This is a genomic window from Runella defluvii (assembly GCF_014195535.1).
Classification (GTDB): domain Bacteria; phylum Bacteroidota; class Bacteroidia; order Cytophagales; family Spirosomataceae; genus Runella; species Runella defluvii.
This window is the reverse complement of sequence record NZ_JACIBY010000006.1, coordinates 455,422-471,034: the sequence shown is the minus strand read 5'-3', so window position 1 is coordinate 471,034 and position 15,613 is coordinate 455,422. Positions and strand designations below refer to the sequence as shown.

11 protein-coding genes are annotated in these 15,613 nt (G+C 45.9%); 9 read left to right on the top strand and 2 right to left on the bottom strand.

Annotated features, from left to right (window positions below; genetic code table 11):
• Positions 1 to 9: 9 nt before the first annotated feature.
• From fsa to FHS57_RS16900, 4 genes are all read left to right on the top strand, one after another.
• A complete protein-coding gene (gene fsa / locus FHS57_RS16915; RefSeq protein ID WP_183975682.1) occupies positions 10 to 666 on the top strand; it encodes a fructose-6-phosphate aldolase in 657 nt (218 codons plus the stop codon).
• Positions 667 to 753: 87 nt separating this feature from the next.
• Entirely contained in the window at positions 754 to 1,440 is a 687-nt protein-coding gene (locus FHS57_RS16910; protein WP_028524979.1) for a cell division ATP-binding protein FtsE, read from the top strand.
• 332 nt (positions 1,441 to 1,772) lie between these two features.
• A complete protein-coding gene (locus FHS57_RS16905) occupies positions 1,773 to 3,500 on the top strand; it encodes a DEAD/DEAH box helicase (protein ID WP_183975681.1) in 1,728 nt (575 codons plus the stop codon).
• A 438-nt stretch (positions 3,501 to 3,938) separates the two neighbouring features.
• Entirely contained in the window at positions 3,939 to 5,789 is a 1,851-nt protein-coding gene (locus tag FHS57_RS16900) for a YgiQ family radical SAM protein (RefSeq protein WP_183975679.1), read from the top strand.
• A gap of 5 nt (positions 5,790 to 5,794) precedes the next feature.
• Here the strand turns inward: FHS57_RS16900 and FHS57_RS16895 are convergent, their stop codons facing one another.
• Positions 5,795 to 7,771: a DUF3857 domain-containing protein gene (locus FHS57_RS16895; RefSeq protein ID WP_183975677.1), complete on the bottom strand. Its 1,977-nt coding sequence runs from the start codon at positions 7,769 to 7,771 to the stop codon at positions 5,795 to 5,797.
• A gap of 79 nt (positions 7,772 to 7,850) precedes the next feature.
• Here FHS57_RS16895 and FHS57_RS16890 point away from each other — a divergent pair, with 79 nt between their 5' ends.
• The 4 genes from FHS57_RS16890 (at position 7,851) to FHS57_RS16875 (ending at position 13,797) form a co-directional block, all read left to right on the top strand.
• Positions 7,851 to 8,243 carry a hypothetical protein gene (locus FHS57_RS16890; RefSeq protein WP_183975675.1) on the top strand — a complete coding sequence of 131 codons (393 nt, stop codon included), beginning with the start codon at positions 7,851 to 7,853 and terminating at the stop codon, positions 8,241 to 8,243.
• A gap of 75 nt (positions 8,244 to 8,318) precedes the next feature.
• Entirely contained in the window at positions 8,319 to 9,407 is a 1,089-nt protein-coding gene (locus tag FHS57_RS16885) for an alpha/beta hydrolase (RefSeq protein WP_183975673.1), read from the top strand.
• 121 nt (positions 9,408 to 9,528) lie between these two features.
• Positions 9,529 to 11,850: an ELWxxDGT repeat protein gene (locus tag FHS57_RS16880; protein ID WP_183975671.1), complete on the top strand. Its 2,322-nt coding sequence runs from the start codon at positions 9,529 to 9,531 to the stop codon at positions 11,848 to 11,850.
• A 9-nt stretch (positions 11,851 to 11,859) separates the two neighbouring features.
• Complete coding sequence (locus FHS57_RS16875) at positions 11,860 to 13,797, top strand: hypothetical protein (protein WP_183975669.1); 1,938 nt, start codon at positions 11,860 to 11,862, stop codon at positions 13,795 to 13,797.
• 86 nt (positions 13,798 to 13,883) lie between these two features.
• Here FHS57_RS16875 and FHS57_RS16870 read toward each other — a convergent pair whose 3' ends face one another.
• Complete coding sequence (locus FHS57_RS16870; RefSeq protein ID WP_183975667.1) at positions 13,884 to 14,636, bottom strand: type 2 periplasmic-binding domain-containing protein; 753 nt, start codon at positions 14,634 to 14,636, stop codon at positions 13,884 to 13,886.
• 156 nt (positions 14,637 to 14,792) lie between these two features.
• Between FHS57_RS16870 and FHS57_RS16865 the strand changes: the two genes are divergently transcribed.
• Entirely contained in the window at positions 14,793 to 15,611 is an 819-nt protein-coding gene (locus tag FHS57_RS16865) for a hypothetical protein (protein ID WP_183975665.1), read from the top strand.
• The last annotated feature ends 2 nt before the right edge of the window (positions 15,612 to 15,613 follow it).

The following is a 15,613-nucleotide window of genomic DNA, read 5'->3' as shown; positions in this document are numbered from 1 at the left end:
TCTCTCATTATGAAATTTTTCATTGATACGGCTAATTTGAAAGAAATTCAAGAAGCGTATGATTTGGGCGTTTTGGATGGTGTAACCACTAATCCATCGCTTATGGCCAAAGAAGGAATTACGGGAAAAGCGAATGTAATTGCGCATTACAAAGCGATTTGTGACATTGTGGACGGAGATGTGAGTGCGGAAGTGATTTCGACCGATTTGGAGGGGATGCTTAAAGAAGCGAGCGAGCTTATCGAAATAGATGACAAAATCGTGGTAAAAGTGCCAATGATTAAAGACGGGATAAAGGCAATCAAAGCGCTTTCTGACCGTGGCATTCGTACCAACTGCACCCTCGTTTTTTCAGCTGGTCAGGCGTTGTTGGCAGCCAAAGCGGGCGCCACTTACGTTTCTCCTTTCATTGGTCGTTTGGACGATATTTCAATGGACGGTATGGAGCTGATTGAGCAGATTGTGGGTATTTACCAAAATTACGGATTCACAACAGAAGTATTGGCTGCTTCGGTACGCCACCCAGTTCACTTGTTGAAATGTGCAGAACTTGGCGCCGATGTCGTAACTTGCCCACTTAGCGTTATTACATCGTTGTTGAAGCACCCACTTACAGATATTGGATTGGAGAAATTCTTGGCTGATTACAAAAAAGCAAACCAGTAATCAGGCTCAGCAGTTAGCGATTTGCAGTCAGTAAAAGATTGTCAATCGCTGACTGCTGGTTAACTAACTGCTAATCGCTGCAAACAAATGACCGCATTTTCTTCGGAACCCATCATTAAGCTTGAAGGAGTAGATATATACCAAAACGGCAACAAGTTGGTATTGTCGGATGTCAATTTCGAAATCAACAAAGGTGACTTTGTGTTTCTTATTGGCCGTACAGGAAGTGGAAAAAGTTCACTTTTGAAAACTTTGTACGGGGACTTGTGGCTTGAATCGGGAAAAGGAAAAGTGGTAGGATATGAATTGCAAAAAATGAAACAAGCAGAAGTGCCGTTTTTGAGAAGAAAACTGGGCATTGTGTTTCAAGATTTTCAATTGTTTTTTGATCGTAACGTGGAAGAAAACCTAGAGTTTGTTCTTCGTGCGACGGGTTGGACGGATAAGTCGGCCATTAAAACTCGGATTTCGGACGTGTTAATGCAAGTCGGGCTGGGTACGTCTCCCAAAAAAATGCCACATCAACTTTCGGGTGGAGAACAACAACGTGTAGTGATTGCCAGGGCCATGCTCAATGAGCCCCAAATTTTACTTGCCGATGAGCCTACAGGAAACCTCGATCCAGAGGTAGGAGAGCAAATCATGCAAGTCTTCCAAACCATCAATACCGCAGGAACGGCTATTTTGATGGCTACCCACAATTATGACTTCCTAAAAAAATACCCTGCTCGGGTGGTTAAATGCGAAAATGGAGCGGTAACTGAAATCCAGTAGCGAAGCCCGCAAAATTTTATATTGCTACGAAAAATACAAAATTTTATCTCTCATTTGTCGTTTATTCGATAAATAGTCTTACTTTTGCAAAAGTTTTACTGCACGAACACGCTCGTTCGTCTCTGCGATTTTTTGTGTTAGGGTTTACCCCTTCTTTTCGTCCTCAGAAAATACACGCAGGCCATCTGTTTTAACCTACAGAGACTCTTCGGGCTGCAGTGCTTTTTTAAGCGAGTATTGAGTATTCAGTTTGTGGGTGTGGAGACGCTGTCGCGCCTGTATGTGCTGTTGTACTCTATGCTCCCAACACAATATTCAATATAAACAATACAATGCAAGAAGAAACATTAAGTTTTCAAACGTTGGGCTTATCAGATGAACTGTTACAAGCAACCAACGAAATGGGTTTTGAAAAACCATCTCCTATTCAAGCACAAGCAATTCCCCATCTTTTACAAGGATTAGACGTTATCGGACAAGCCCAGACAGGTACAGGTAAAACTGCGGCCTTCGGTTTGCCAGCGCTAGAACTTGTTGACGTTACTGAAAAACACACTCAGGTACTTATTTTGTGCCCAACGCGTGAATTGGCGGTTCAGGTAACCGACGAATTGCGTCGCTTGGCGAAATACAAGAAAGGCGTAAAAATTGAAACGATTTACGGAGGTGACTCGATTGAGCGCCAAATTAAAGCGTTGCGTGGTGGCGTACATATCGTCGTAGGTACGCCAGGTCGTACGATGGATATGATGGAGCGTCGCGCCTTGAAATTAGAGAAAGTAAGTTACATGGTGCTTGACGAAGCGGACGAAATGCTTGACATGGGCTTCCGTGAAGATATCGAAAGCATTTTGGAAGAAATGCCAGGTGAACGCCAAACGGTTTTGTTCTCTGCGACGATGTCAAAGCCTATCATGGCCATTACGCAGAAATTCCAAAATGATCCTGTTCTCGTTAAAGTAACTCGTAAAGAAGTAACCAATGAGAACATCGAACAGGTTTGTTTTGAAGTAAAACAACGTGCAAAGGCGGAAGTAACTTGCCGTTTGATTGATTCTTACGACTTGAAACAAGTGATTATCTTCTGTAATACAAAACGTAAAGTAGATGAAATTACGGAAGATTTGATGATACGCGGCTACCAAGCTGAAGGACTTCACGGCGATTTGCGCCAAGCCCAACGTAACAACGTAATGGCGAAGTTTAGAGCAGGTACAACTACTATCTTGGTGGCTACCGACGTGGCAGCTCGCGGAATCGACGTGTCGGGCGTGGATGCGGTAATTAACTTTGACCTTCCCCTCGACGAAGAATATTACGTACACCGTATTGGCCGTACGGGCCGCGCGGGTCGTACAGGTAAGGCGTTGACATTGGTTGCAAAAGACGAAAAATTCCGCCTCCGCCAAATCGAAAGTTACACAAAAGTTCGCATCGAAAAAGGAGTAATCCCTACGTTTGAGGACATTGTGGGCGTTCGTAAAGCTCGTTTTATTGAGCAAGTAGAAAAAGCGGCGACCGAAGGTGATTTGGATATCTACAGCGATATGCTCACGATGTTGCACCATACGACTGGCCTGAGCACTGAAACAATTGTAGCCGCTTTGGTGAAAATCAACATGGGTGTTCAGAAAAGCGAATTTGCTGATACTGACTTGGCATGGGACGAAGACCGTAAGTTTAAAGACAGAAATGGCGCACGTGATGACCGTGGCGGACGTTTCGAAAAACGTGGTGAAGGTAGTGGCCGTTTTGGCGACCGTGGTGGTCGTGGTGGTGACCGTGATAGCCGTGGTGGTGGTGACCGTCAGAAACGCAATGACCCAGGTATGATTCGCTTGTTTGTGAGCGTAGGTCGTAAAGACCGTGTTCAACCTCGCGACATCGTAGGTGCCATTGCGGGTGAAGCAGGTATCCCAGGCCGCGTGATTGGTTCGATTGACATTTTTGATGCGTATTCGTTTGTTGACGTTCCTGAGCGCGATGCTCGTCGTGTGGTAGAAGCCATGAGTGGCAATACCATCAAAGGAAAGCCAGTGAATATCGAAGTAGCACGATAGATAAAAAAGTAACAATTGGCAGTTCACAGTTTACAATAGCTTATTATATTGTAAATTGTGGACTGTTTTGTTTTGGGGTATTTCTCAAACTATTTTGTTTCATACTTGGTTGAGTAAATTAGCTTCGGTTGTGAGCAACCGAAGCCGTGGTTATGAGTAACCACGCCCACGGCAAGTGCTTTCGGTTGCTCACAACCGAAAAATAGCGGCTAATTTTTAATAGCCGAAGTCGTGGTTATGAGTAATCACGCCCACGGCAAGTGCTTTCGGTTGCTCACAACCGAAAAATAGCGGCTAATTTTTAATAGCCGAAGTCGTGGTTATGAGTAATCACGTCCACGGCAAGTGCTTTCGGTTGCTCACAACCGAAAAATAGCGGTTACTTATAACCGCATGAAGTTGCTAAATTCCCATTCGCAAGAAAAATAGTAAGGTGTTATGTTAGAAAGACCGATAACCGATTGGTTGCCCATTACCAAGAAAGAGGTTGAAAAACGGGGCTGGGACGAAGTGGATGTCGTCATTGTATCGGGAGATGCGTACGTTGACCATCCTGCTTTTGGAACGGCAGTGATTGGCCGAATCATCGAAAGTGAAGGCTTTCGGGTGGCGATTGTGGCGCAGCCCAACTGGAAAGATGATTTGCGCGATTTTAAGAAATTCGGACGCCCTAAGTACTTTTTTGGCGTTACGGCGGGTTGTATGGATTCGATGGTGAATCACTATACGGCTAATAAGCGTCTTCGGTCAAACGACTCATACACGCCTGGGGGAGAAGCGGGGTTTCGTCCCGATTATGCCACAACCGTTTATTCCAAAATATTAAAACAACTCTATCCCGATGTTCCTGTACTTATCGGAGGAATTGAAGCGTCGCTTCGTCGGGTAACGCATTATGATTATTGGCAAGACCGCCTGATGCCAACGATTTTGGCCGATTCACAAGCCGATTTGTTGGTCTATGGGATGGGAGAACAGCCCTTGCGGGAGATTTTGCGTCGTTTGAAAGACGGATACGATTTTTCAGGATTACGCGACATTCACCAAGTGGCTTATTTGCAAAAAGCATCCGACGAACTGCCTAAGTGGAACGAATGGGAAACGGTCGAGCTGGCGAGCCATGAGGTATGTTTGCAGGATAAAATCAAGTACGCGGCTAACTTCAAAATTGTAGAAGTAGAATCCAATAAGTGGCAAGCCAATCGCATTACACAGTTGGTTAATGAAGACGTTTTGGTAATAAATCCACCCTTTAAGGTAATGACTGAAACCGAAATTGACGCTTCTTTTGATTTGCCATACACGCGCTTGCCGCACCCAAAATACAAGAACCGTGGGCCGATACCTGCCTACGACATGATTAAGTTTTCGATAAACATGCACCGTGGGTGTTTTGGAGGTTGTAGTTTTTGTACAATTTCGGCGCACCAAGGGAAGTTCATCGCATCGCGGAGTGAAAAGTCGATTTTGAAGGAAGTGGACGAAGTGACGAAGCATCCCGAATTTAAGGGATACCTGTCGGATTTGGGCGGCCCTTCGGCGAATATGTACCGAATGAAGGGTAAAGACGAGTCGATTTGCGCGCGCTGTACAAGTCCAAGCTGTATTCACCCTGTCATTTGTTCTAATTTAGATACATCACACAAGCCCATTACGGAACTTTACCGTAAGGTGGATGAGCATCCAAATATCAAAAAAGCGTTTGTTGGCTCGGGGATTAGGTACGATTTGTTAGTGGACGATTTCAACAAAAACAACAAGGACGGCAACCACGACGAATACATGGAGCAGTTGATTACGCGCCACGTATCGGGTCGATTAAAAGTAGCGCCTGAACATACCTCCGACGATACGCTCAGGGTGATGCGTAAACCATCGTTTAAGTATTTCAAGCTTTTCAAAAAAAAGTACGATCAGATTTCGGACAAACATAACCTCAAACAACCCCTGATTCCGTATTTTATTTCGTCGCACCCAGGGTGTGAAGAGGCGGATATGGCTAATTTGGCGGCTGAAACAAAAGAACTGGGTTTCCGTTTGGAACAAGTGCAAGATTTTACCCCAACTCCCATGACCGTTGCGGAAGTAATTTATTACACGGGAGTGCATCCTTATACGTTGAAACCTGTTTTTACGGCCAAAACCCGCGAAGAAAAGCAGAACCAAAATCGCTTCTTTTTCTGGTACAAGCCTGAGTACAGAGATTTGATTCGTAACCGTCTCAATAAGCTCAAACGTCCTGATTTGGCCAACCGCCTTTTAGGGGGAGGAAATGCTAAAAAGAAATAAAGACGCTAGCCCTTCTTCAACGAAATCACTTCGCTGTAAGCTTCGTTGAGGGCAGCAACCATTTTATTCCATTCAGGGAAACTTGATTTTTTGACCAAAAGCGAGTTCAACGTCCATTGACTGCGAACCACGATTTGGTCATTTTTTTGTTCATAACTCAGCTTAAACCCAAAGTCAGGGTGCGAAAACGACGCATTGGTAGGAAGGTTGGTTACGGTATATCCTTTTGGAATAGGTAAAACCGTGACCATGTCTTCAATGTGCGTAAACTCGTGTTTCCAGTCGTTTTTGCGACTTTCTTCTTGGCGTTTGTCGGCCCAAGGACGCGTCAAATGAGGATTGATAAAAAGTTCTCCTGCGGCTTCCTGAACGTAATCAGGCACCGAAAATGCGTACTGAAGACGAACAGGCACGTCACGATCTTGAAGTCCCGTGACTACATTTTTTAACAAGGCGCATTTGTTAGAGCCTCGACTGAGTACGTTTTTGTAGTATTCGTCGCGTTGTGGCTCCGAACGGTACTGCACGGCCGATTTGAGCGATGTTTTCCATAGTCCTTCAAAAGTCAAGGTGCCGTTTCCTTTCAATGTTTTTCCGTCAATCGACAGTATCATTGAGTCCACTTTGGTATTTTGATTGGCAGGAACAACAGGCACAGGAACGATTTCATACTTGTCTTCCGAAGTCATTATCAAGGCTTCCTTGCCTTGGATGTGCGAGGTCGGAAGTCCGAAGTCGATGCGGTCGTCGGTGGCATCCAAAAATTGCCATTTTCCTTGCAACTTTACCGCCGCAATCATGTGGTTATCCACGCTCATGGAAGGATTTTCGGCGTATTTGTACGGAATGTCACGCGTTCCAATCCACACCAAATGCGACGGAATACCCGCTAAATTGAGCATCGACGAAGTAAGACTGGCCATGTCTTTGCAATCACCGTAGCGTTTTTGACAAACATCGTTGGCCTGACGAGGAATAAACCCGCCAAGCCCTTCTTCAAAGGCAATGTATTTGACGTGGTCTTGCACCCAATAATAAACCGACCGAATTTTCTCCACTTCGCTTTTGCCACGCGTCAATGAATCCGTAAGGGCTTTGAGCTGCGAACTGGGCTGTTTGTTAAGGTCTTTGACCAAACTTTTGTAATAATTAAAGAGCTTCTGAACGTCGCCCAATACCTCTTTCGTTTGTCCGTTGGCCGTATAACTTTCGATAAACAAAAACACCTGTGGTACGTAATGGCGCAACGAAAGCGATTCCGTTTCCAGAGGCGACGCTTTTAAATTTTGTGCTTTCCACGTATAAACCGTTTTGCCATTTTGGGCTGTTTTGGCAAAAACAATCCCCTTCGTATCGCCGTAGGTTTTGTAGGAAACTTTTACTGAAGCGGGAAATGAAACCGAAAACTCGCTGTTGATAACAGGTACATAATTTCCAAAAACAAAGCCCGAAAGCATATAAGGGCTTTTGACTCTTTCGGTATAGGAAACGGTGCCAATGCCTCCTTCTTTGGCGCCTGGAAAGGTGAATTTTTTGACCTGCATATCATCAAAAAAGATTCCTCCCCCTGGGCTGGGGCGTTCGGTTTTGATGTCGGTGACGGGCGTACGATTATAGCCCGATTTTTCGGGAATGTATGAGACCGCATCAAGGTCTTTGATTTCCTGAAAAGCTTCGGAAAAGTAAATGCGTTCGTCGGCAAAAACACTGGCTCGTTTGTCCAAAAACACGCGGTCTTCTTGGTGAAACACGTCGATTTGAAGTTCCCCATTCACAACCTCGATGGCTACTTTTTCGGAGCGATTGAGGTACGCCATTTCATCGTTAGGAAACTTCGCTTTCAGTTGCGACAAGTTGACTTTAGGTTGAGCCACTGCCGAAAGGTGAGTGACGAGCAGGGCAAAAAAGAAAAAATGAAACGAAACCTTGAAATTCACCAACGCAAAGCGCATCATACGAGAAGGAATTAGTGTAGTTTCCAAATAACGGAAGGTTGGAAATAAAAGTTTTATTTTGCTGCCTTTATTGTGTTCCTCACGGGAGCACGTTTATTTTGTAACAATGCCGCACGAAACAGATAAACTAACAAACTCCTCGCCCGAAGAACTAGAACAGGTGCTTCGGCTACCCAACTTGCTGCGCGATTTGTTGCTACAACTCATAAAAGACTTCCAAACGGCGCAGTTACCCTTAGAGCTCGATATCGACGAACGCTATTCGTTTGAAGAGTTGCGTGAATATTTGGCCCACAAAATAGACGAGCATTTAAAAAAAGGAGGAACCCTAAAATACCTCCTGAATCGGGTTGATTTGACCGAAAAACAAATTCACCGCGCCATTCCTACGGCGATTCATGCTAGTTTACAACTACTTGCCGAATTGATTATCAAACGCGAACTTCAAAAAGTGGTGATTCGGTACTGGTACCGACAGAGTGAAGAGAAAGAGGATTAAAACTAGAAATTTTTAAATTTTATTGAACATTAGTACTTTTGTGGGTGTTAAACCGACACATTTAACCTGTGAGGAATGAGTAACCGTAATGCGTCTTTGGCGCTTGAGTTGACAACTGCTGTTGACGACGAGCGTCCTGTATTTATTTCTGGTAATTTTTGTGAGTGGTATCCTGATATTGAACGTTATCAGATGCAAAAGGTAGGAGTAGGAAAGTATCATTTTCAATTTCCCCCCGATTTTCACTTCGAACAACCCATTGAGTACAAATATACCCGCGGTGGCTGGGACCAAGTAGAGCTGGATGCCTTTGGCGAAGCGCCCCAAAATCGCCGTATTAAGGGAAAAAGTGCTACCCAAAAGGATTTTGTGCCTCACTGGCGTAGGGATGGCCGTGCGTTTGATGTGACGTACGTGCCCACAATTCAGACCGTAGCAGAGGATTTTGAAATACCTCAGCTGGGCAAAAAACGCCGTATTCGTATTCTTCTCCCGCACGACTACAGTACTTCTACCAAACGCTATCCCGTATTGTACCTCCAAGATGGGCAAAACCTCTTTGGTGATGGTTCTATTTTTGGAAATTGGGAAATAGACAAACGCATGGCGGTACTGGCCGAGCAAAACAAAGGCGGTATCATCATTGTGGCTATTGACCACGGAGATGAAGACCGTTTGCACGAATTTGCACCTTATACGCACCCAAAATTTGGTAAAGGAGCAGGGAAAAAGTACGCCAACTTCATCGTTCGTACCCTTAAACCGTACATTGATAAAAATTATCGTACCCGCACCGAGCGCCAATTTACGGGCATCGGCGGCAGTTCGATGGGAGGCTTAATAAGCATATATGCGGGCTTAATGTACCCCGAAACGCTAGGTCGTCTTATGATTTTTTCGCCGTCGCTTTGGGTTTCGGACAAAATCTATTTTGACTCCATCGAATTCTTTAACCCCTTGGAAACCAAAATCTACGTCTATGCGGGGGGGAAAGAAGGACGCTATATGATTCCGAGTGTAGAGCGGCTGAAAGAGGCGATTGAACGACAAGGATGGAACAACGAACGACTTCAATTTAAACTATCGCTCGACCCCGCTGGCGAGCATACCGAAATGCGCTGGGGCAAAGAGTTTCCGAAGGCCGTGGAGTGGCTCTTTGGCTGATAGATAGCCCATTATCAATCATTTTGGCACTTTTATTGCTGTATTCAAAGAAATTTTGCCCATTTCTTTGAATACAGCGACGTATCGTTTTATGCGATACTAGAAAAACTCGGTGCCAGTAATGCTAGTTGTCAGGAAAACTATTTTGTGGGGTTTGCTATTGCTGGTGAGCAGTGTATATGCTCAATATCCGCTATTGCTGAAAGATATTAACCTTCAGGCAGATCCGCTTGCTACCTCTGCCACCTTGGGAAGCGACCCGCGCTTTCTGACCAATCACAATGGAATCCTTTATTTTACGGCCAAACAAAACGGCTCGACCGTGGGGCTGTGGAAATCATCAGGGCGAAATGCTAGTACGGCTAAAGTTCTGGATTTGCCAGGCACAGCCTATTCCCTCACGAGTGTGGGAACTTCATTGTATTTTGTAGCTGACCAAACAGGCTACGGCTACGAACTTTGGAAATCAAACGGCACGGCCGCAGGTACAACCCGCGTGAAGGACATCAACGACGGGCCGCTGGGAAGTATGCCAAGTGGTTTTACGAACGTCAACGGAACACTGTATTTTGTAGCAACCACCGCAGGAGCAGGAAGTGAACTCTGGAAGTCGGGAGGGACGGATGCGACCACGGTTATTGTCAGAGACATTGTGACGGGGGCAGGTAGCTCGAACCCTCAACAACTGACCAACGTCAACGGAACACTCTATTTTGTGGCAAACGATGGCACGAATGGGTACGAACTTTGGAAAACCAACGGTACGGCGGCAGGAACTACTTTGGTCAAAGATATTAATGCAGGAATTGGAAGCTCGAACCCTCAGTACCTCACCAACCTGAACGGAACGCTGTATTTCACGGCAACCAATGGCACTAACGGCTTTGAATTATGGAAGTCGGACGGAACGGCGGCAGGGACGGTACAGGTACGAGATATTTGGAGTGGCTCGATGAGTGGAATGCCGCATTATTTGACGGCGCTCAACGGCACGCTTTACTTTGCAGCCAACGATGGACAAGCAGGAATCGAACTCTGGAAGTCGAACGGAACGGCAGCGGGGACAGTGCTTGCCGTAGATATTCAAACAGGCAGCGGCAGCAGTGACCCCCGAAACCTCAAAACACTCAACGGGCTGCTTTATTTTTCGGCCACCAACGGAGAGGCAGGACAAGAGCTTTGGCGTTCGGACGGCACAGTAGCTGGGACAAAAATGGTGAAAAATATTCGTGTCGGCGGAGAAGGTTCTAACAGTACGCCGTCGATGTTTAATCTCCGAAAAGGCATTGTGTATTTTACTGCCTACGATGATTTTGCGGGAAGAGAACTTTGGCAAACTGATGGCACCGAAGCGGCCACCAACGTGTTGGAGTTGTATTCGGGAACAACGGGAAGTGGAATCAGTAACCTTACCGTGCTGGGTGATACCCTGTTTTTTACGGCAGACGATGGTAAAAAAGGAAGCGAAATCTGGAAAATAGAAGCCTGTATGCCACTACGAATGGCATCGGATACCACAATTTGTCACACAGGGCCGTTGTCATTGCCTGCCCAAGTCGCAAACTATGGCAGCTTTACTACACCAATTTGGCGAAAAGACTCCTACGACGGCCCGATTGTGACGAACCCTACCAACGTGCGCCTAGACAGTACGGTTACTACGTTTTACCTTGAAGCACAATACACAACGGGTTGCACAAGTACGGCCAAAATTACCATTCGAACCATGACCCTCCCCGAGGGCGTCGGTAGTATTCGGGTGTTGTTGGAAGGTGCTTATCGCAATGGTGTAGGTTCGATGACAACGACCCTCAACCAACAGGGATTATTGCCAGGACAAACGCCCGTTAGTCCGCTCGCAACCAAAACGCCAGCGGGACAGCCATACGTGGGAGCGCCGTGGTATTACATGGGCAGTGAAATGGTGTCCACTTATGACCCGTCGGTTACGGATTGGGTGCTGGTTTCGCTACGAACCGACCCTGCGAATCCTGCTACGACGGTTTTTAAAGCAGCCGCCTTACTTCAAAACGATGGCTTAGTGCCTACTATTCAGGGCTGTCCGAGTCGGTTAAAGGAATACACTAATTATTATGTGGCCGTCGAACACCGTAATCACCTGCCGATTGTGGCGGCCACGCCTACGCTTTTTGTGAATGGTGGTTTTTTCTATGATTTTGGTATCAACCAATCCTACATCCCTGCCAATGCTCCAGCAGTTGGGCAAAAGATGCAGGATACGCGCTATATGATGTATGCAGGCGATATCGTCAAGGGGACAAGTGCAGAAATTAATGCAAACGATATGACCGTCTGGAACCAAACTAATGGTTCTTTTGGAAAGTACTTAGCAGGAGATATTAACCTCGACGGCGAAGTGAACGCACTTGACAGGATTTTGTGGATAATCAATAACGGGTTGTTTTCGGGGGTAAGGTTTTAATTTGAAGAAATGATGAAGCGTTGTTTTGGGATATTGTTGTTGTTATTGGGACTTTTTAGAAATGCCAACGCACAGGGCATTCCTAAAGAAGTACTGTACGAACCCGATGAAGGGGGCTATCCGCAAGGCTACACACCCAACGCAAAATTGGGCACTTTTGATTTATCAAGTACTGCCGCAAACGAGCCGTTTCGACACTTATTAAAACTTTTTGAAGCCCAAAAAGTAGTGTGGGACGACGTGACAGATTTTCGAGATTATGGTTTTAAAGCATTTTTTGGTGGAGTAGGTGAGGGCAAACCCAAAGAAAATCGGTATGCGGATATTAACGAAGGTATTTTTCGGGATGCCTTTACGGTGCAGGGTGTAAGTTTTGGAAAAAATCCAGTGTATGTTCCTGACCCAAATCGCCTACTTTCGGCGCAGGGAAAGAATTTTCGCTGTTTTAATGCACCTTTTTTGTCGATAACGATTGAAAATGTGGACGAAGCAGGGAAATGGAATCCTTTTTTACTGACCGAATACGAACTCGACCGCCGAGCCAAATACGCAGGCGATGGGCGCATGGGCTTTTTGCGTTGGGACATTGAAACGTTTTCGAATTCCGAATGGTCGTCCATTTTGCGCGGGCGACAAGTGTGGGAAAACGGAAAATACCGCCATGCCTTCAACGGTGGTACCGACCCTACTTACAAAAATTGGGACGATCAACAGTTTTTTGACCACGTTCAGCACCGCTGGAGTTATGTGTTTACGGAGTTGTTTTACAAAACAAAACTTTACAGCAACGGCGCGAAAATTTGGCAGTACGGAGCAGGCCCTATCAATCAAATGGATCCGTTTATTTTCCCTCAGTTTGATGACAACGGCAATATCCACTCCAATTGGGGTGTACCCAACAATCCCATTTGGAAGCTCAAAAACAAATTTAATAACCGTGCTGTCAATGAAGAACTTAACTACATGGAAGCATGGGATTTTGTGCAGCAGTTTGCCATGTGGGCGGTTCTTCAGTACGATTCAAACGTCAATTATTGGGTCAATACGGACATAATTCGCTTGAAAGAAACCCCCAAAACCAACGTAACAGCGGGCGTTCCTACGCGCTATCACATCGTTGATATTGGAGCCGACCCCAATACGCCTTTGGGGAATCGGCGGGTACGGGTGTCGCTGCACGCCCAAGATGGTAGCCTGCGCAATGCCGATAAAACCTACCGCATCACGTTTCAACACTGGCGAGGGTTTGCCGAAATAGACATTCCTGCGGGGAGCAACAGCGTAGAATTGACCACTACTTCGCCCGAACTGGTTTGGCAAACCGACGACCATTTCTTGTTGCTCATTTGGAGTACCATTTACTGTGCCCGTTACCAAGAACCGACCAAATTAGGCTTTTTAAACTGGGAACCTACGCCGCGTACCTACAACTTTAGCCCTTATTCGTTGGCTACAACCGATATTTTTGAACAGCGTATTTACGACGCTATGATTGGTTTTGCGAACCTTCAAAATTACGGCGTCGTCAACTGGGAGGCCAACACGGTAGGAAAAATAAACCCGATGGTACGCGAGAGTATTATTTTAGCCCAAAAGAAGATAGCACCTTACAAAACCCACATTGAAAATCAATCCCTTGTTCATGTAGATGTGAGTATTGACGGCGGACAAACGTGGATAACGGGTGGGTATCCGCAAACACCTTTTGAAGCGCATTACAATGGCTGGTGGATGGGTGGTTTTTACCAAAATAATCAGCCTTATCCGATGGTATTTGGGTCGTATAATGCTCAGCAACGGACGTTTTTATTCACCCACCTCGCAGGCCGACTTCCTACGGGAACGTTGGGTTATAAGGTACGCGTGAAAATCCCGAGCACTGCTACTTCATATACGTTTGATATGTCTTCCACGCGTGATTTAGGGTATTCGCTCTTTAAGATTTAAAAGCCGTGCAAGTTGTGCTAAGGGTTGCTCACAACCCGTTTCCCATCGTGCTGAGGGTTGCTCACAACCCGACTAAATCGCTGAATTTATTTCAAAAGCGTAGCGTCAATGGCCTTCCAATCAATGCCTTTCACAATTTCGCGGGCGAGTTCGACAGGGGCGGTGATGGTCACGACCAGGTTTTCTACCAATTTCCCCCCTTTTCTAAACTGCGGTTGGTAGCGCGTATCTTGGCCTCTCTGAACAGGCTTAGTATTCCAGCCACCCAACAAAATCACCGTTTCTTGACGACCTGTTGCTCCTTTTAAATCGGGTTTTAGCAATACTTCAAGCGCAAGAGTAGCACCTGAGACGTTGATAACCTGAGACGACTGCACCAAGCGAGCGCTTTCAGTATCTTGTAATCGGTAATTGCCGAGGTTCATTTCTACGCTTATAGAATACGTATCTTGAGCACGCTGGGCAACGGCTTGCGGGTTTTCGGTGTACATCGTGTCGCGGTGAACGTACAACGAAGGCAGGGTCGAAGTGGCAGGTTTCATGGAATCAACCACCGCTTTTCGGGCCGAAGCAATGTCGGCACGCTCCATGATGAGGTCGTAGCGGTCGGTACAAAGGTGCACAAATCCACCCCACTCTGAGGTTACTTCCAACGCTCCCATCGAATGTTTTTCGTCAAAAGTCTTCCAACTTCCCTGCGGCGTTTTGGCCGTAAACTGCCGCTGGAGTTCTTTCACGACGCGCTCGTAAGCGGCGTTTTCTTGGGCTGTCGCTGGGCGGCATTGCGCCTGAATCCAAAGGGGGAAAGAAAGGAAAAGAATACTAAATAAGAGCTTCATTGTGGTCGTGTTGTCGGTTATTCAAAGTTACACTAAAAAACTGTTCTGACCTCAAACTTGTGCTTTTTCGCCACAAATCGCCCCAATTTGGCCACAAACTGTTGATAGCTTATCGCAGAAGTTGTTGGTTTGTTGCCATTAAAACCTATAACAACCATGAAAACATTTTCTTTATTCATCTTTTTTCTCCTGGGCTATGCCCAAGTTTTGTTGGCCCAAAAAGACTCGGTCGTCATTCCTGACCCTGACGAGTACGATTGGAGCTCTCATATTTATTTGGGTCCGTTTATCAACATGAGTATTGGTAATTATGCCCAGCTTAAAAACGCACTTAATCGGCAAGGGATTGATTTTGGTAGGTTTCAGACCAACTCCATGGCCACCCTTAGCTTTGGAATTCAAAAGCAGCGGGTAAAAATAGGAATGGAGGCATTGTATGGATTAAACAATTCAAATACCAGTAAGAAAACAGCTACGCAAACACGGCTAGGATTTCAAGCATGGAGCGTTACGGTGGGTTACGGGCTCATCCGTCAGCGCAATCGGCAGTGGTTTTTAAACGCGGGAATAGGCTTCCAAGAGACTAGGGTCAACATTTACAAAATGGGTGCTGCGAGTTCTGCCCCATCGGTTCCGTTCGATAATTTACTTAATGCTCCAACGGCAGGTCAGTCACCCACTTTGCTGCATCAAAATACATTTCTTGAACTTTCGCTGGAACATACGTTTCGGCCTAAGCGCCCCGTTTCATTGAATCCTGTCGTGAGGTTTGGATATAGGTATGGGACAAAGCCAAGGGATTGGGGTAGTGATGCCAACATCTCGTTCCAAAATGCACCTGCGGATCGGCTCAACCAGTTTTTTATTCAGAGTATTTTTGTGATGAGTAAAAACCACAAAAAACTCACCCCTGCCGAAAAAGAAGCGCGTCGTAAGAATAGAGAAGCGAATACTTGGGGAATTAATCCACAATAAAG

Excerpts from the sequence above, each read along its gene's own strand:
- FHS57_RS16910 (WP_028524979.1), top strand. The coding sequence starts at position 754 with ATGACCGCATTTTCTTCGGAACCCATCATTAAGCTTGAAGGAGTAGAT.
- fsa (WP_183975682.1), top strand. The coding sequence starts at position 10 with ATGAAATTTTTCATTGATACGGCTAATTTGAAAGAAATTCAAGAAGCG.
- FHS57_RS16865 (WP_183975665.1), top strand. The coding sequence starts at position 14,793 with ATGAAAACATTTTCTTTATTCATCTTTTTTCTCCTGGGCTATGCCCAA.
- FHS57_RS16900 (WP_183975679.1), top strand. The coding sequence starts at position 3,939 with ATGTTAGAAAGACCGATAACCGATTGGTTGCCCATTACCAAGAAAGAG.
- FHS57_RS16875 (WP_183975669.1), top strand. The coding sequence starts at position 11,860 with ATGATGAAGCGTTGTTTTGGGATATTGTTGTTGTTATTGGGACTTTTT.
- FHS57_RS16890 (WP_183975675.1), top strand. The coding sequence starts at position 7,851 with ATGCCGCACGAAACAGATAAACTAACAAACTCCTCGCCCGAAGAACTA.
- FHS57_RS16885 (WP_183975673.1), top strand. The coding sequence starts at position 8,319 with ATGAGTAACCGTAATGCGTCTTTGGCGCTTGAGTTGACAACTGCTGTT.
- FHS57_RS16905 (WP_183975681.1), top strand. The coding sequence starts at position 1,773 with ATGCAAGAAGAAACATTAAGTTTTCAAACGTTGGGCTTATCAGATGAA.
- FHS57_RS16880 (WP_183975671.1), top strand. The coding sequence starts at position 9,529 with ATGCTAGTTGTCAGGAAAACTATTTTGTGGGGTTTGCTATTGCTGGTG.
- FHS57_RS16870 (WP_183975667.1), bottom strand. The coding sequence starts at position 14,636 with ATGAAGCTCTTATTTAGTATTCTTTTCCTTTCTTTCCCCCTTTGGATT.